Source organism: Brevundimonas sp. A19_0 (assembly GCF_017744255.1).
Classification (GTDB): Bacteria; Pseudomonadota; Alphaproteobacteria; order Caulobacterales; family Caulobacteraceae; genus Brevundimonas.
In genome coordinates this window covers 18,566-35,475 of record NZ_JAGHQP010000002.1, presented here as the reverse complement: position 1 = coordinate 35,475, position 16,910 = coordinate 18,566, and the positions used below count along the sequence as shown (strand labels likewise).

General features: G+C 67.4%; 15 protein-coding genes. 8 read left to right on the top strand and 7 right to left on the bottom strand.

All coding sequences use genetic code 11. The features are described 5' to 3' along the window. Positions 1-43: 43 nt before the first annotated feature. Together J7346_RS02355 and J7346_RS02350 are read right to left on the bottom strand one after the other, a co-directional pair. Positions 44-2,455, bottom strand: a complete 2,412-nt coding sequence (locus J7346_RS02355) for a penicillin-binding protein 1A (RefSeq protein WP_348521437.1) — start codon at positions 2,453-2,455, stop codon at positions 44-46. A 92-nt stretch (positions 2,456-2,547) separates the two neighbouring features. Beyond that, a complete protein-coding gene (locus tag J7346_RS02350; RefSeq protein WP_245157588.1) occupies positions 2,548-3,792 on the bottom strand; it encodes an N-acetylmuramoyl-L-alanine amidase in 1,245 nt (414 codons plus the stop codon). Positions 3,793-4,260: 468 nt separating this feature from the next. Between J7346_RS02350 and J7346_RS02345 the strand changes: the two genes are divergently transcribed. The 3 genes from J7346_RS02345 to J7346_RS02335 all read left to right on the top strand — a co-directional run bounded on the left by J7346_RS02345 (position 4,261) and on the right by J7346_RS02335 (position 9,226). After that, on the top strand, positions 4,261-6,873 hold the full coding sequence (locus J7346_RS02345; protein WP_209117407.1) for a ribonuclease E/G: 2,613 nt from the start codon (positions 4,261-4,263) through the stop codon (positions 6,871-6,873). Between the two features lie 138 nt (positions 6,874-7,011). Beyond that, complete coding sequence (locus J7346_RS02340; RefSeq protein ID WP_209117405.1) at positions 7,012-8,427, top strand: M48 family metalloprotease; 1,416 nt, start codon at positions 7,012-7,014, stop codon at positions 8,425-8,427. A 7-nt stretch (positions 8,428-8,434) separates the two neighbouring features. Beyond that, on the top strand, positions 8,435-9,226 hold the full coding sequence (locus J7346_RS02335; RefSeq protein WP_209117403.1) for a thioredoxin domain-containing protein: 792 nt from the start codon (positions 8,435-8,437) through the stop codon (positions 9,224-9,226). A 9-nt stretch (positions 9,227-9,235) separates the two neighbouring features. Here the strand turns inward: J7346_RS02335 and J7346_RS02330 are convergent, their stop codons facing one another. The 3 genes from J7346_RS02330 to thiS are packed head-to-tail and all read right to left on the bottom strand — an operon-like array spanning position 9,236 to position 11,981. Continuing rightward, the gene (locus J7346_RS02330) at positions 9,236-10,018 is read right to left on the bottom strand and encodes a thiazole synthase (protein WP_209117401.1); all 783 of its coding nucleotides are present in this window, start codon (positions 10,016-10,018) and stop codon (positions 9,236-9,238) included. 31 nt (positions 10,019-10,049) lie between these two features. Continuing rightward, positions 10,050-11,759, bottom strand: a complete 1,710-nt coding sequence (locus J7346_RS02325) for a hypothetical protein (RefSeq protein WP_209117399.1) — start codon at positions 11,757-11,759, stop codon at positions 10,050-10,052. Positions 11,760-11,783: 24 nt separating this feature from the next. Beyond that, positions 11,784-11,981 carry a sulfur carrier protein ThiS gene (gene thiS, locus J7346_RS02320; RefSeq protein ID WP_209117397.1) on the bottom strand — a complete coding sequence of 66 codons (198 nt, stop codon included), beginning with the start codon at positions 11,979-11,981 and terminating at the stop codon, positions 11,784-11,786. An 89-nt stretch (positions 11,982-12,070) separates the two neighbouring features. Between thiS and aroQ the strand changes: the two genes are divergently transcribed. From aroQ to aat, 4 genes are read left to right on the top strand one after another with little or no spacing between them, the layout of a single operon-like run. Further along, the gene (gene aroQ / locus J7346_RS02315; RefSeq protein WP_209117395.1) at positions 12,071-12,532 is read left to right on the top strand and encodes a type II 3-dehydroquinate dehydratase; all 462 of its coding nucleotides are present in this window, start codon (positions 12,071-12,073) and stop codon (positions 12,530-12,532) included. Positions 12,533-12,563: 31 nt separating this feature from the next. Further along, entirely contained in the window at positions 12,564-13,064 is a 501-nt protein-coding gene (gene accB, locus J7346_RS02310; protein WP_209117393.1) for an acetyl-CoA carboxylase biotin carboxyl carrier protein, read from the top strand. Positions 13,065-13,068: 4 nt separating this feature from the next. Continuing rightward, positions 13,069-14,424, top strand: a complete 1,356-nt coding sequence (accC, locus tag J7346_RS02305; protein ID WP_209117391.1) for an acetyl-CoA carboxylase biotin carboxylase subunit — start codon at positions 13,069-13,071, stop codon at positions 14,422-14,424. Continuing rightward, positions 14,391-15,113 carry a leucyl/phenylalanyl-tRNA--protein transferase gene (gene aat / locus J7346_RS02300; protein ID WP_348521449.1) on the top strand — a complete coding sequence of 241 codons (723 nt, stop codon included), beginning with the start codon at positions 14,391-14,393 and terminating at the stop codon, positions 15,111-15,113. Before accC ends, aat begins: the two co-directional genes overlap by 34 nt. On the opposite strand, the gene J7346_RS02295 is transcribed toward aat, so the two are convergent. After that, positions 15,080-15,805, bottom strand: coding sequence for a DUF2155 domain-containing protein (locus J7346_RS02295; protein ID WP_209117389.1), 726 nt, complete (start codon positions 15,803-15,805; stop codon positions 15,080-15,082). The genes aat and J7346_RS02295 overlap by 34 nt on opposite strands. Then, positions 15,802-16,194: an NADH:ubiquinone oxidoreductase subunit NDUFA12 gene (locus tag J7346_RS02290; protein ID WP_348521448.1), complete on the bottom strand. Its 393-nt coding sequence runs from the start codon at positions 16,192-16,194 to the stop codon at positions 15,802-15,804. The genes J7346_RS02295 and J7346_RS02290 overlap by 4 nt, the downstream gene beginning before the upstream one ends. Positions 16,195-16,364: 170 nt before the next feature. On the opposite strand from J7346_RS02290, the gene J7346_RS02285 reads away from it, so the two are divergent. Then, the gene (locus tag J7346_RS02285) at positions 16,365-16,877 is read left to right on the top strand and encodes a pentapeptide repeat-containing protein (protein WP_209117385.1); all 513 of its coding nucleotides are present in this window, start codon (positions 16,365-16,367) and stop codon (positions 16,875-16,877) included. The last annotated feature ends 33 nt before the right edge of the window (positions 16,878-16,910 follow it).

Sequence of the window (16,910 nt, the reverse complement as noted above, 5' to 3'; positions counted from 1 at the left end):
CCCGACCGGGGCCGGGTGCGCGCCATGGCAGCTACCTAGAGCGTCAGTAGAGTCCGCTCAAGTCCTCGGCCGGCTCCTTGCGAGGCGGCGGCGGGGTGGTCGGGGGGGCGGGAGTCGAGTCCTCACGGGCCTTTTCCTCCTGCTCACGCCGGATGATGTCGTTGTAGTTCTGCGGCCCCGTCGGGGTTTCCGGCTCGCGGGTAGGTTCCTCACGGCGACGCTCGGTGCCGGGGCGGAAGGCTTCCTCGATGCCGTTGACGGTGCGGAACACGGCATTCTTCGGCTTCAGGAACGGGCGCGCCGGATATTCCTTCAGCGCTTCCTGCATGAAGGCGTTGAACACGGGCACGGCGGTCGCTGCCCCGGCCTCGCCACTGCCCAGCGAGCGGTTGTCGTCAAAGCCGATGAAGACGCCGACGACGATGTCCGTGGTGAAGCCCACGAACCAGGCCGAGCGGTATTCATTGGTCGTGCCGGTCTTGCCGCCGACCCAGCGGCCGAGGCCCCGGGCGCTGGCGGCCGTACCGCGCTGGACCACGCCTTCCAGCATGGAGCTGACCTGATAGGCGGTGATGGGATCGATCACCTGCTCGCCGCGCGGCTCCAGCCGGGGCGACTCCTGACCGCTGAACCCGCGGGTGCACTCGCGGCAGGTGCGGTCATCGGCGTTGAAGATGGTCTCGCCGTTCCGGTCCTGGATCAGCTCGATCAGATACGGCTCGACGCGGCGCCCCCCGTTGACGAAGGCGGCATAGGCGGCGGTCAGGTCATAAGGGGTGGTCTCGCCGGCCCCCAGCGACACCGACAGGTTCGGCTGCAGATCATCGGCCACGCCCATGCGCGACGCCAGATCGATGATCCGGGGCATGCCGACCTTGTCGGCCAGACGCACGGTCATGACGTTCCGCGACAGTTCCAGCCCACGACGCAGGGTCTGGGGTCCGTAATATTGCCGGCTGTAGTTTTCCGGGCTCCAGCGGGTGCCGTTCGGCCCGCCTGCGAAACTGATCGGCGCGTCGTCGATGACCGAGGCCGGGGTAAAGTCACCCTCGAGGGCCGCGGCATAGACGATGGGCTTGAAGGCCGAGCCGGGCTGGCGCCGGGCCTGGGTGGCGCGGTTGAAGCTGGACAGGGCATAGGAATAGCCGCCGACCATGGCCAGCACCCGGCCGGTCTGGGGGTCCATGGCGACGAGGGCGCCGTTCACCGCGGGGATCTGCTTCAGGGCGTACTGGTCACCCCGGGGCTCGACGAAAATCAGGTCGCCGCGCTGAAGCTGCTTGCGCGCATTGGCCCAGGCCGCATCGGCCGGAACCAGGGTGCCGGCGCTGCCGTCGCCCGCCAGACGCACCCGGACGGTGTTGCCCGAGACGCTCTCGACGGCGGCGGCCTGCCAGGCGCGACGCTCGGGCGGGGCGGTCTCCTTGAGCGCCTGTTCTTCCCAGCCTTCCGAGAAGTCGGTCGTGCCCCAGGGCCCGCGCCAGCCGTGGCGGCGGTCGTAGGTCTCAAGGCCGGTCATCAGCGCGTCACGGGCGGCCGTCTGAAGCGTCGGATCCAGCGTGGTCCGCAGATAATAGCCGCCGGCATTGATGGCCTGGGCCCCGTATTCGGCGATGGCCTGGCGACGGGCTTCCTCGACGAAGTAGTCGGCGTCGCGGTACTGGGCCCGGCGCGGGGCGTCCTGGGTGACCAGCGGGCGGGCGCGGGCGGCCGCCAGTTCCTGGGGTGTCAGGGCGCGGTTGTCGGCCATTTCACCCAGCACCCAGTCCCGGCGGGCCTTGGCGGCCTCGGGATACCGTTTGGGGTGATAGTTGGTCGGCCCCTTGGGAAGGGCCGCGAGGAAGGCAGCCTCGTCGGCCGTCAGCTGGTCCAGCGACTTGCCGAAATAGTTGTAGGCCGCCGAGGCGATCCCGTACGACCGGTAGCCCAGATAGATCTCGTTCAGGTACAGCTCGATGATCTGTTCCTTGCTGAGGGTGGCCTCCAGCCGGCTGGACAGGATGGCTTCCTTCAGCTTGCGGTTCACGCTGGTCTCATTGGTCAGCAGGATGTTCTTGGCGACCTGCTGGGTGATGGTCGATCCGCCCTCGAGGCGCCGTCCCGTCACGACATTGAAGACGTTCTTGAACATGGCCCGGCCGAGGCCGGACACGTCCACACCGCCGTGGGTGAAGAAGTTGCGGTCCTCGGCGGCCAGGAAGGCCTGAATGACCACCGGCGGAATCTGTTCGAAGGAGACATAGATGCGGCGTTCCTCGGAGAACTCGCCGATCAGGGTGCCGTCGCCCGCATAGACGCGCGTGGCCGTGGCCGGACGATAGTCGGCCAGCTCGGTCGCATCGGGCAGGTCGTGGAACAGCCACGCCGCATAGACGGTGACCACCAGACCAGCCAGGGCGATCGCGCCCAGAAGGCCGATCCCCGCCATCACGAACCAACGTTCGGCTATCTTCACCGCTTACTCCGACAGGACCCGTCCGGAGGGTTTAGCCCGCGTCGCTCCCCGGCGAAAGGTCTTGCGCGCATGGGGCAGACCGGTCGGCCGTCTCAGCGATTGCCGCCGGCCTGGGGCGTGCCCGCATACTGGGCCGGCGAGGCCAGGGTGGTGAAATACTGGTCGATGCCCTGCACCACACCGCGCATCAGTTCGCGACGGCGACGTTCGTCCATCAGGACGCGCTCATCCTCGGGATTGGTGACAAAGCCCATTTCCAGCAGGACGGCGGGCACATCGGGGGCCAGCAGCACCGCCAGACCGGCGTCGCGGTGGCTGCGCCGCAGCAAGGGGTGGCCGGTGCGCTCGATCTCGGACAGCAGGTTGCGGGCGAACTGGGCCGAGCGGTTCTGGGTCGAGCGCTGGGTCATGTCCAGCAGGATGCGGTCGACCGACGGGTCCTGACCGGGCAGGTGCAGCTCGCGGTGCCAGTCATCGCGGCCGGTAAACTCGCGCACGGCACGCCCCGCGCCCTGTTCGGACAGGGTGTAGACACTGGCGCCCCGGGTCGCGGGGTCGCCACCGGCATCGGCGTGCAGCGAGATGAACAGGTCGGCGCCGGCCTGACGGGCGATCTCGACGCGGCGGGGCAGGCCCACATAGACGTCGGTCTGGCGGGTCATGATGACGCGGTAGCGGCCGGTGCGCTCCAGCTCGGCCTTGAGCGCCAGTCCGGCGGCCAGGGTGATGGCGCTCTCCCGCGACTGCTGGCCGAGGGCGCCGGGGTCGTGGCCGCCATGGCCGGGATCGATGACGATCAGCGGGCGGCGGTCGCCCGAGCGCGAGGGCGGCGGCGGCGTGGCCACCCGGGCGCGGCGCGACTCGGCCGTGCGGGGCTGCGGTGCGCCGGTGGCCTTCAGGTCGATGACATAGCGATAGTGGTCGACGCCGTCGCCGGGCGACAGCAGGAAGCGGCGCTCGATCTCGACGCCCGAGGCCAGAACCAGCTCGATTCGCGAGCGGCTGCCGGTCTGGGCGACCTGGTAGGCGCGGACGAGCCCCGTCCCCTGCCCCGTCTGGCCACGGCCGGCACGCACGCCGTCGAGGTCAACGACCACACGGCCATCGCCGCCGTCATCGACCACCGTGCCGCGCGTCGAGGCTTCCAGATCGACGACCACGCGGGTGCGCTGGGCATCGCCACCAAAGCGGACGCGCAGGATCTCGCCGTCCACGCCGAGGGCAAAGCCGCGCCCCGCCGTCAGGATCAACATGCAGATGACGACAAAGGCCAGGGCCGTCATGGCCCATTCCCTGGCTCGCCACCCGGCGAGATCGAATTTCAGACGCGCACGCATTCTGTCGTAACCAAAAGCCCGTATTTCCGGTCTCGATCAGGGATGACACAGGCCTCTGAGGATTCCGTTAAGACCATTCGCCTTTCAATTCCGTCAGAGGCCCCCTATTGTTCAGGTGCTGTGGTTGCGGCCCGCCCCGAGCGGGACCTTTGACCGGCAGCCCCGATCCCACCCTTCTGACGCCCGCACGGCCCGACCGACGGACGACAGGGCGGAACCGGCCTCGCGGATGGCGGATGCCGACGAATGGCAGACTGACCGACGCAGACCGCGTTCCAGGAACACGCACGACCATGGGCCTTTCGACCCGCTCGAATCCGGAGACCGAACCTGTCCGCTCAGCAGACGGCATGACCGTTTGCGCGAGGTTCCTCCTGGCCCACCCCCCTCATTTCAATCGGCGAGCCGCTCGACCGGTCGGGACACGTCCCGACGGGCGGGGACCGGCGCGCCCAGGAAAGACCCTTTATGTCCAAGACAATGCTTATCGACGCGGCCCATGCCGAGGAGACCCGCGTCGCCATCGTGGAATCTCGCCAGGTTGAGGAATTCGACTTTGAATCCCGGGCGCGGCGCCAGCTTCGCGGCAACATCTATCTGGCCAAGGTCACACGGGTAGAACCCAGCCTCCAGGCCGCCTTCGTCGAATACGGCGGCAACCGCCACGGCTTCCTGGCTTTCAACGAAATCCACCCCGACTACTACCAGATCCCGGTCGCCGACCGGGAGGCCATCATGGCCGAGCTGTCGAACTCCTCGTCCGAGGATGAGGCCGACGACGGCGAACTGCGCGAGGTCGACGAGGAACACGACAGCGACGGCGCCCTGGCCGACGAGGAGCGCCTGAAGCGGCGCCTGATGCGGCGCTACAAGATCCAGGACGTCATCCGCCGCCGCCAGATCCTGCTGGTGCAGGTCGTCAAGGACGAGCGCGGGGCCAAGGGCGCGGCCCTGACCACCTGGCTGTCGCTGGCCGGCCGCTACTGCGTGCTGATGCCCAACACCGGCAAGGGTGGCGGCATCTCGCGCAAGATCACCAATGCCGCCGACCGCAAGCGCCTGAAGGCCGCCGCCTCGGCGCTGGACGTGCCGCACGGCATGGGCCTGATCATCCGGACCGCCGGCGCCAAGCGCACCAAGGCCGAGATCAAGCGCGACTACGAATATCTGCTGCGCCTGTGGGAGACGATCCGCGAGACGACCCTCAGCTCGAACGCCCCGTCGCTGATCTATGAGGAAGAGAACCTGGTCCGCCGTGCCGTGCGCGACATGTTCGACAAGGATTTCGACGGCATCCAGGTCGAGGGCTATGAGGGCTGGAAGCAGGCGCGCGACTTCATGCGCGTGCTGATGCCCGCCCAGGCCAGGAAGGTTCACCTTTACCGGGGCTCCAAGCCGCTGTTCGCCGCGAACGGCATCGAGGATCTGCTGACCCAGATCCACCAGCCGGTCGTGCCGCTGAAGTCCGGCGGCTATCTGGTCATCAACCAGACCGAGGCGCTGGTCGCCATCGACGTGAACTCGGGTCGCGCGACCAAGGAACGTAACGTCGAGCAGACCGCCTACAAGACCAATCTGGAGGCCGCGGCCGAGGCCGCCCGCCAGCTGCGCCTGCGCGACCTGGCCGGTCTGATCGTCATCGACTTCATCGACATGGATGAGTCGAAGAACAACCGCTCCGTCGAAAAGGTCATGAAGGACGCGCTGGCCAAGGACCGTGCCCGCATCCAGATGGGCCGGATCTCGGACTTCGGACTGATGGAAATCAGCCGCCAGCGCCGCCGCCTGGGTGTGATCGAGGGCGCGACCGAGGTCTGTCCGCACTGTCAGGGCGCCGGTCGGGTCCGCTCGCCGGAATCCGCCGCCCTGATGATGCTGCGTGCCGTCGACATCGAGGCCGGCAAGAACGGCGCCGGCACCGTCGGCCTGAAGGTGCCGCTGGCGGTCGCCCTCTACATCCTGAACCACAAGCGCGACTATCTGGACGCGCTGGCCCGCACGCGCGGCGTGGTGGTCATGGTCTCGGTCGACGAGAGCCTGGCCCAGGGCGACTACAAGGTCGAGCGCCTGACCTCCGATCCGGACTTTGTCGCGCCCGAGGCCGACGCCCTGCCGGTCGACGACGCGCCGATGGATGACTTCGCCGACGACGATTTCGACGACGAGGACGAGGACGAAGAGCTCGACGCCGCCGAGGCCGGTGGCGAAGACGAGAGCGAGAACGAGCACGAGGACGGGGACCGCTCGAGCGGCCGTCGCGGCCGCGGCCGGGGCCGTCAGCGCGGACCGGCGGTCGAGGCCGCGACCGAGGACGACAGCGAGGACGGAGGCCGCCGCCGCCGTCGGGGTCGTCGCGGTGGTCGCCGGGTCCGCGAGGACACCGAGCGCGACGGCTTTGCCTGGGTGCGCGGTCGCACGCCGGACCTGTCCGATCCGTTCGTCTGGTTCGACCCGCTCAACCCGCACGGGGATGGCGACGACAGCGAGCCGAAAGCCGAGCGGACCGAGCGTCCGGCCGTCCAGGCCTCGAACGACGATGCCGAGGGTGAGCGCGAGGGCGGTCGTCGCCGTCGCCGCCGTCGCGGCCGCGGTCGGGACCGGAACGGGTCCGACGGTGCCAGCCCGCGTGCCGAGGCCCGCGCCTCGAACGAGGGCATGATCGACGAGGATCCGGTCGACACCGCGATCGCCGCGCCCTCGGAAGAGGATGCGCCCTCGGTGCCGGTGACGCCCGATGCCCCGGCCGCCGAGGAAGCCGCGCCCAAGCGTCGCCGCGTGCGCCGCAAGGCCGCGCCGGTCGAGGCCACGGAAACGCCGGACACCGTCGATGCCGAGGTCGATGCCACGGCGGAAACGGCTGTCTCGCCCGACATCGCGACGGAGTCGGTCGAGGCCGAACCGGCCGAGGTCGAGCCGGTTGCCGTGGAGGCGGACCCCGCGCCGCAGACCGCCGAAGACGTCGAGGTCACGCCTGCCGCCCCGCCACGCAAGACGGTCGATGTCGAGGAAATCCTGGCCAATGATCCGAACCAGATCACGGCCCCGCCGCCCAAGCCCAAGCGCGGCTGGTGGCGCCTTTGACCTGACGCGCCCCCGCGGCGATGATCGGGCAACCGGTCCTGTCGGGCGACTTGGTCATTGTTTGGCCTTGTCGCCCGGCGACCAATAGACATCCCGGGACCAGTCGGCCGCGCGGCCGTCGTCGGACAGGAGCACGTCTTGAGCTGGCTTAAGCGAACCGTTTCCCGCGTCGGCGGCGTGGCCGTCGCGATTGCCGCCCTGCTGGCCCTGCCCGCGCAGGCCAATGCCCAGAGCATCATCCGGGACACTGAGATCGAGGGCATCATCCACGACTGGTCGGCGCCCGTGTTCACGGCCATGGGGCTGAACCCGGACGAGATCACCATCCTGCTGGTCAATGACCCCTCGCTGAACGCTTTTGCCACGCGCGGGCGGATCATGGGACTCAACACCGGCCTGATCCTCGAGACCGACAATCCCAACCAGCTGCTGGGCGTCATCGCCCACGAGGGCGGCCACATCCGCAACCGCCACACCCTGCGCGACGGCGTGCAGCAGGCGGGCATGCAGCCGTTCCTGATGACCATGGCGCTGGGTGCGCTGGCCGCCGTGGCAGGCGCCCCCGACGCCGCGGCCATGCTGGTCGCCTCCAGCCAGTATTTCGGCACCCTCGGCGCGCTGCGGTATATGCAGAGCCAGGAAGGCGAGGCCGACATCACCGCCGCACGCGCGCTGGAGTCTGCCGGGATTTCCGGCCGGGGTCTGGTGGAGTTCTTCGAGAATTTCCGCTCGCAGGAAGTCTTCTCGGAGGCCCGGCGCTACCCCTACTTCCGCAGTCACCCCCTGTCGTCGCAGCGCATCGAGAACCTGCGCCGCCCGGTCGAGGCCTCCCCCTATTACGGCGAGGTCGACACCCCCGAGCGGATGGCCGAACACGCCCTGGTCATCGCCAAGATCCACGCCTTCATGGATCACCCGGGCATCACCCTGCGCGAATATCCCGAGAGCGACACCTCCCTGCCCGCCCGCTATGCCCGCGCCATCGCCTGGTTTCGCGACGGCCAGACGGACCGCGCGCTCAATGCCGTGGACGCCCTGATCGCCGAACAGCCCGAAAACCCCTTCTTCTGGGAGCTGAAGGGCCAGATCTTCTTTGAGGAAGGCCGCCCGGTCGAGGCCGTCGAGGCCCACCAGCGCTCGGTCGACCTGATGCCCGATGCGCCGCTGCTGCGCATCAATCTGGGCCATGCGCTGATCGAGTCGCGCGACGATACCCTGCTGGACCGCGCGGTGGCTGAGCTGAAACAGGCCACGGTGCTGGAGCACGACAACCCCATGGCCTGGCGACTGCTGGCCCAGGCCTATTCGCAGATGGGCCGCGAGGGCGAGGCGCGGCTGGCCTCGGCAGAGTACTATTATGTTCAGGGCCAGACGGACCAGGCGACCCAGTTCGCCCTGCGCGCCCGTGACATGCTGGAGCCCGGCTCGATGGAATGGCGCCGGGCCATGGACATCATCCTCGCGTCGGGCGCGACCATGGACGACATCCGCGTGCTGGACGAATCGAACGCCAACCGGCCACAGGGGGTGATCCCGCCCTCCGGCCAACACTAGAGACCACATGACCGACACGCCCCCCGAGACCGGCTCCGAGACTCACCCGGCGCCGCAGGACACGTCCTCGCGCTGGATCGCCCGCCACGGGACTCCGCTGGCGCTCGGCCTGGCCGTGGTCGCGCTGGGCCTGTCTTCCTGGGCCAGTTTCGGCGGCGGGTTTGAAAGCCGGGTGCGGACCTATCTGGTCGAGAACCCGCAGATCCTCGACGAGATGATTCAGGCCCGCGACCAGCGCGCGGCGACCGAGCGGATCGACCGCATCAATGCCGCCGTCGCCTCGATGCCGCAGATGCTGGAGCCCGGCCCCGGCGAGCCGGTGTTCGGGCCGGCCGATGCCGATGTCACCGTGGTGGAATATTTCGATTATCGCTGCCCCTACTGCAAGTCGGCGGCGCCCGGCTATCTGGAGCTGATGCGCGCCAATCCCGATGTGCGGTTCATCTTCCGCGAATGGCCGATCCTGGATTCGGGCACCACCACCGTGTCGCAGCACGCCGCGCGCGCGGCGCTGCTGGCCCATAGCCAGGGCAAGTATCTGGCGGTGCACCAGGCCCTCATGGCGGAAAGTGCCCTGTCGCACGAGGCGATCGACCGGATTCTGGCGGCAAACGGTGTCGATACCGGGCCGAACGGTCAGGCCCTGATGGCCACCGGGATCAGCCGAACCCTGGCCGATGTACAGGCCGGCGCGGGCGCCGCCGGGATGGACGGGACGCCGACCTTCTTCATCAATGGCAAGGCCAGCCCCAGCAACGACCCGGCGGCCATCGACCAGGCCATCGCCGCCGCGCGTTAGAGCAGCTCTCTAAATCAGGCCGCTGAGCGGCGAAGAGGCGCTGGCGTACCGGCGCTTGGGCATGCGCCCGGCCAGATAGGCCTCGCGCCCGGCGATCACCGCGTGCTTCATGGCGCGCGCCATCCGGATCGGGTCCTTCGCCTCGGCGATGGCGGTGTTCATCAGGACGGCGTCGCAGCCCAGTTCCATGGCGATGGTGGCATCCGAGGCTGTGCCGACCCCGGCGTCGACCAGCACCGGCACCTTTGCCTGTTCAACAATCAGCCGCACATTGACCCGGTTCTGGATGCCCAGCCCCGAGCCGATCGGGGCGGCCGCCGGCATGATGGCGGCGGCGCCGGCCTCTTCCAGATGGCGGGCCATGACCACGTCGTCGGTGCAATAGACCATGACGTCGAATCCGTCCTTGACCAGCATCTCCAGCGCCCGGAGCGTCTCGGGCATGTCGGGGTACAGGTGCGGGGTCTCCGACAGGACCTCCAGCTTGACCAGGTTCCAGCCCCCCGCCTCGCGCGCCAGCCTGAGCGTCCGCACGGCATCCTCGCCGGTGAAACAGCCGGCCGTATTGGGCAGATAGGTAAAGCGGTCGGACTTCACATGATCGACCAGCATGGGCTGGGAAGGATCGGAAAGGTTCACCCGCCGCAGCGCCACGGTGACGATCTCGGCCCCCGCTGCCTCGGCCGCCGCCGCGTTCTGGGCATAGTCGGCATATTTGCCGGTGCCGACGATCAGCCGCGAGGTGAAGGTGCGACCGGCAACGGTCCAGGTGTCGGAGTGTGTATCAGTCATGCCTTGCGTTGCGCGCGAATACACCCACAGGTCAACCCCCGGCGCAGGGGGCGTGGTCGGGGATCGTCGACCCAAGCATCGAGTCAATCAGCACGATGAGGTTCATCAATTCGTCGCTGTCCCGGCCCCCGAACATCGACGGTTCCTCATGCTTGGTCATTTCGGCGTACCTAAACGTCAACGCATCGCGGACCTTATCCAAGCCAGACGTGTCGGGCAGATCCTCGATCAACCTTTCAAGAAGCATGAAGTCCATGATCGTGTCCCCACGCTGTGCGAGTGCCGTCATGATCACGATCCGGCCCGTCTTCCCACCGCTGCAATACGCATCCAGCAGCGCTTCATCCCGGGGTTCTCCATACCCTAGCACCAGCATTTGAGCAGGCAGCCAGACAGGGTCGGCCTCGTCCCGCCAATCCGCCAGCGGCAGTGCCCGGGCCAGTTCCGCGATGGCCCACGCTTCAGCATCTTCATCGAACCCTGCGGCCAGTATCAGGGAGATACGCGGGTCAGCGCGCCAATCGCCCGTGAACAGCTCCCGAATCGGTCTCGTGAGCGACCATCCCCCGTCCCCTAAGCCGAGCTCCTCTCCCGTCACTTGCAGAGACAATGCCAAGGTTGGCCAACGGGACGCCACATAAGGGTCCCGTGCCCAAGCCTCCTCGTCCAGATCGCCGCTCATGGCTACGAGTATGTCGCTGATCAATAACGCCGCCTCGTCCCGCGTTAGATTTGCCAAGCCAACTGCCGCCGCTTCAGCCATGTCATAGGCCCGCGCGAGCTTGCCGTTCCCGGCGAGCCAACGAATGGCCATGCCGGTCTGACGGGGAGTAGGTTTAGCGGCTATGATCCGCTCGAAAAAAGGCCCAGCCTCGGGATGCTCCCCAGTGATCAGCGATTGCAGGATATAGAACTTCTGCTCTTCCCGATCGAAGGGCGGACGCTGGGTGTCGAAGACCGCATCGGTCAGGGCCTGAGCGGGCCCTCCCTCCTGGTTGGCCTCCAGCCCCCGGATACCAAAGCGCGGACTCTCGCCTCGATCCAACGCCTCATAGGCTTCAATGAGAAAGGCGGTAGGCTTCCAAGGCGACAAGGAACTCAGATGATCTCGAATATCAGCGGCCAGCGCTCGCTCATTCGGCGTAGCTCCCGGCCGTTCTAGGCGGGGTAAATGCCCAGCCAGAACCTCAATAACCCTCATCCGGTCCGGTTCTGCGGCCTCGACGCCGATGTAGAAGTTGAGCACCTCTACCCACAGGCTGTCCGGCCCATGATAATCCTCGCCATCGCGCCAGAAGGTGTGATGAACCTTGCGCCAGCCCGTACCGGAACCATCCACACTGCGTTTGAGAAAGACGACATATTGTCTCCCCTCCTCAAAGGTCATCCGCGAACACGGACCCATAAAGCCCTCAGGGTGGGCGACCGAGATGTCGTTGGGATCACTTTGGCGGGCGCGCCCGATGTATGCCCAGTCATCAATGAACTCGGAGGGCGGCTTGCCTTTCAACGCAAAGTCCACGCGGAACTGCACGCTCGTCGAACCAGGCTCATCGCCGACCTCTTTGATCGGTGTGGCCACCACGACGGCATCCGCCCCCTCGACCATTTCATAAGTCGAAGACCGGACAAAATCCCCGCTGACGGAGCAGGCCTCGACTGCTGAGGCCATCGCCCAAAGCACAGCGACAAGAATAGCCGAACACCGCATACCAACCGCCCTCCAGATGACGACGCTCACGCTAGCCTGCCTTGGGAGAGCCGGTCACCCCCCGCCGACGAACTGGACGATCTCGATGCGGTCGCCGTCGGTCAGGGCCGTGTTGGCGTGCAGGGACTTCGGCACGATCTCAAGGTTGCGCTCAATGGCGACCTTGCGCGGGTCGAGACCCAGTTCCTCGACCAGACCGGTCAGGGTGGTGGCAGTGACCTGACGGGATTCGCCGTTGACCTGAATGTGCATGACGCGGGGTCACCTTCCTTGCCGTCCGGGCTATGACCGGCCGGAATGCTAAGCTAAAACCCGGGCCGGAATCGCGAGCGGCGGAGCCCATGGGCCGTACTGACGTCATCTATGTGCTGAACGGCCCCAATCTCAACCTTCTGGGCGAGCGGGAGCCGGAAATCTATGGCCGGGAGACCCTGGCCGATGTGCAGGCGCTGTGCGAGGCGGGGGCCGGGGACGTCCCCGTCGTGTTCCGGCAGTCGAACCACGAGGGCGAACTGGTCGAGTGGATCCACGAGGCCCGCGGCACCGCCCGCGCGCTGGTGATCAACCCTGCGGCCTTTACCCACACCTCGGTTGCCCTGCTGGATGCGCTCAAGACCTTGGACATTCCGGTCGTGGAGTGCCATTTGAGCAATCCGGCGGCGCGGGAGGAGTTCCGGCGCCATTCCTATGTCTCGCTGGTTGCGACCGGCGTCATTTCGGGCTTCGGCCCCCACGGTTACGAGCTGGCGGTCAAGGCCGCCCTGAGGCTGGCGCAGGAACGCGCCGACGCCGCGGCTCGTTGAAAGAACGAAGAAGAACAAGGGTCACCCTCTCATGGCTGTGAAGAAATTGCCGAACGAATCCGAGATCGACACCACCCTGGTCCGCCAGCTGGCCGACATCCTGAAGGAGACCGAGCTCTCGGAGATCGAGGTCGAGCGCGGTGAGCTGAAGATCCGGGTGGCACGCGAGCTGACCGTGGCGGCCGGCCCGGTCACCTATGCGGCGGCGCCGGCTCCGGCCGCTGCCCCCGCCCCGGCTGCTGCGCCTGCGCCGGCGGCCATGCCCAGCGACCCCGCGACGATGGTGGCGCGCGCCGGCGAAGAGGTGAAGTCGCCGATGGTCGGCACTGTCTATCTGCAGCCCTCGCCTGAGGCCCCGACCTTCGTGAAGGTCGGCGACAAGGTGAAGAAGGGCCAGACCCTGCTGATCGTCGAGGCGATGAAGACCATGAACCCGATCCAGTCGCCGCGCGACGGCGTGGTGGCGGACGTGCTGGTCGGCGACGCCCAGCCGGTCGAGTTCGGCGAACCCCTCGTCCTGCTCGAGGCCTGATCCCGTGTTCACCAAGGTCCTGATTGCCAACCGGGGTGAGATCGCCCTGCGCATCCATCGCGCCTGCAAGGAGATGGGCATCTCCACCGTGGCCGTGCACTCGGAAGCCGACCGGGGCGCCATGTGGGTGCGGCTGGCCGACGAGAGCGTCTGCATCGGCCCGGCGCCGGCGGCCAAATCCTATCTGAACATCCCCTCGATCATCGCGGCGGCGGAAATCACCGGGGCCCAGGCCATCCACCCCGGCTATGGCTTCCTGTCCGAAAACGCCCGCTTCGCCGAGATCGTCGAGGCTCATGGCATGAGCTTCATCGGGCCCAAGTCCGAGCACATCCGGATCATGGGCGACAAGATCACCGCCAAGCAGACGGTCAAGGACGCGGGCATTCCCGTGGTTCCGGGCTCTGACGGTGAGGTCGAGACGGTCGAGGCGGCCATTGCGGCCTCGAAGTCGATCGGCTTCCCGCTGATCGTCAAGGCGGCGGCCGGCGGCGGCGGACGCGGCATGAAGGTGGCGCTGACGCCCGACGATCTGGTCGAGGCCGTCCAGACCGCCCAGTCCGAGGCCAAGGCCGCCTTCGGCAATGGCGCGGTCTATATGGAGCGCTATCTGCAGAAGCCGCGGCACATCGAGCTTCAGGTCGTGGCCGACAGCCATGGCAATGTGGTGCACCTGGGCGAACGCGACTGTTCCTTGCAGCGTCGTCACCAGAAGATTCTGGAAGAAGCCCCCTCGCCCGCCCTGTCGGCGGCCGAACGCGCCCAGATCGGCGAGACGGTCAACAAGGCTATTGCCGCCATCGGCTATCTCGGCGTCGGCACGATAGAATTCCTTTGGGAGGACGGCGAGTTCTTCTTCATCGAGATGAACACCCGCCTGCAGGTCGAACACCCGGTGACCGAAATGATCACCGGCGTCGATCTGGTCCGCGAGCAGATCCGCATCGCTGCGGGCGAGCCGCTGAGCTTCCGGCAGGAAGATGTGAAATTCACCGGCCATGCCATCGAATGCCGGATCAATGCCGAGAATTCGGAGACCTTCACCCCGTCGCCCGGCACCATCACCGACTATCACGCGCCCGGCGGACTGGGTGTGCGCATGGATAGCGCCATCTATGCCGGCTATTCGATCCCGCCCTATTACGACAGCCTGATCGGCAAGCTGATCGTGCACGGGCGCGACCGCGAGGCCTGTCTGGCGCGGCTGAAGCGCAGCCTGAACGAGATGGTCGTGGGCGGCATCGACACCACCATCCCGCTGTTCCAGAAGCTGCTCAACGAGCCGGACATCCTGTCGGGGGATTACGACATCCACTGGCTGGAGAACTGGGCCAAACGCCAGAAGGGGCCGGCCAGCTGAGCGAGGCGCTCACAACGCTGATCGACCCCGAGGCCCTGACCGCCGACTATCTGCTGCATGCCTATCGCTATGGGTCCTTTCCCATGGCGGAGGCGCGCGACGACGACACCCTGATTATGATCCGGCCGAATGTGCGCGGCGTGATCCCGCTGGACCGGTTTCACATTCCGGCGCGTCTGGCCCGCACGGTCCGGAGCAGCAATCTGGAAGTGCGGGTGAACGGGGACTTCCCGCAGGTCATCGCCGGCTGTGCGGCCCTGATCCGGGACCGCTGGGACACCTGGATCAACCGGCGCATCGAGCAGGTCTACACCGAGCTGCACGAACAGGGACATGCGCACAGCATCGAATGCTGGGCCGGCCATGCCCTGGTCGGGGGCCTGTATGGCGTACAGATCGGCGGGGCCTTCTTCGGCGAAAGCATGTTCACCTGGCAGCGCGACGCCTCGAAGATCGCGCTGGTGCATCTGGTGGCGCGCCTGAACCGCGCCGGGTTCAGCCTGCTGGACGCCCAGTTCGTCAACAATCACCTGAAGCAGTTCAACATCGTTGATGCCCCGCACCGGGTCTACATGCGCGTGCTGCGTCCTGCGCTGGAGCAGCAGCCGGATATGGAGGCGTTCAGGGCAACGATGAGCGGCGAGGAGGCCGTGGCCTATGCCCGGCAGTCGACCAGCCAGGCGTCGTAGACGGGGTGCTCCAGCACGGCCATGCCGGGCGAGGATGCGAACATCCAGCCGCGGAAGATCTGGCGCGGCTCGGCCCCGGTGACCACGCCCCGGGGCTGCAGGCTGACCTCGACATAGCCGGCGGCTTCCTGATCGCGCTCTTCCTCGGACGACACCTCGCAGGCGCGCACGCGGAAGATCAGCTCGCGCTTGAAGGCCACCGGGCGACCGCCAACCTCGACCTCGAAGCGGATGGATTCGGCCGTCACCTTGTCGATGGCCTGGATCACGGCGACGCGGCGGCGCTGACGCGGCGGCGGCGGGCCTTCGGGCTCGGTCGGAGCCTCGATCACCTCGACCTCGTCCTCCTCGGCGACCTCGACCTCGTCGGTCTCCTCCGGGGGAGTCTGGATCTCGTTGAGCGGCGTGTTCCGGCGCGCCTGATTGAGGGCGGCCGTGGTCTCTTCCGGCGTCAGCGGCACGGGCACCGGCGCGGCCGGGGCCGGCTGGGTGTTAGGCGCCGTCTCGGTCGGGGTGAGGGTGTTCTGCGCGGGCGCAGGGTCCTGCCGGGCCGGAGCCGGATTGCCGGCGGGCGGGTCCTGGATCGGCCGGGCGTCCTGGGGCAGGTCGTTCAGCGCAGCGGTCACGCCGACACCGGCCACCGCCAGGGTGGCCACCGTCACCAGTCCCAGAAGGCGGACCGGGCGCTTCATTCGGGCGTCCAGGCCTCATAGTCGCCCGTGGCGGCCGGGCGCTTGCCGGTCGTCAGCAGCGATCCGGGCGGGCGCCAGGCCAGCGGCGTACCCGTCAGATTGGGCAGGTGATCCTTTTCCCAGGTCTGGCGCGGCAGGGCCATCTCGGTCGGCGGCTCGTCGAAGGTGTAGTGCAGCCAGCCGTGCCAGTCGGGCGACACCTTGGTCGCCTCGGCATAGCCGTCATAGATCACCCAGCGGCGGCGGCGGCCGTCATAGCTCTGGGTGTCGCGCGATTCGTAATAGCGGTTGCCCTGCTCGTCCGTGCCGACCAGCCGGCCACGCTTGGCCACCGTGAACAGGGTGCCGATCGTTGCACCACTCCACCAGGAAAACAGTTTGGCCAGCACGTCAGGAAACCCAGTCATGTCAGTGGGGCGCGAACCGGTGCGCGCCGATGGATCATCATACGAACCGGCACCCGGCACGTCCAGCGGCGGATCGCCGCGAAACAGGGCTGGACGGGCGGCGCGGAACTTGCATGACAGGGGGTGACTGATCCGCAAACGGGACCCCTGCCATGACGCGCTCCGCCCTTGCCGCCGCCTTCGGCCTCGCCACAGCCGTGGTCATGCTGGCCGTCGCCATGCCCGAGCCGGCCTTTGCCCAGAATGCCAGCCAGATCGCCCGGGTGCGGGCCGGCAACAGCTGCCCGGGCTGCAACCTGTTCCAGGGCGATTTCTCGTACATGGAGGCGCGCGGGCTGAACCTGTCCGGGTCGCGTCTGCGTCAGGCGAATCTCAGCCTGTCTGTGATGAACCGCACCCGCTTCACCAATGCCGACCTGCGCGACGTCGATGCCTATGGCGGTGTCTTCTCCAGTTCACGGTTCGGCGGGGCCAATCTGACAAACGCCAGCTTTGTGGGCGCCTATCTGGAGGGGTCGGACTTTTCCGGCGCCACGCTGGACGGCGCCAATTTCTCGGGCGCCCAGATGCAGCGGTCGACCGGCCTGACCCAGCGCCAGCTGAACCGGGCCTGCGGCGACGCGGAAACCCGCCTGCCCGGTTCGCTCCGCATTCCGGCCTGCTGAGGGGCCCGATCCTTACGCCGAATTAAGTAGGGA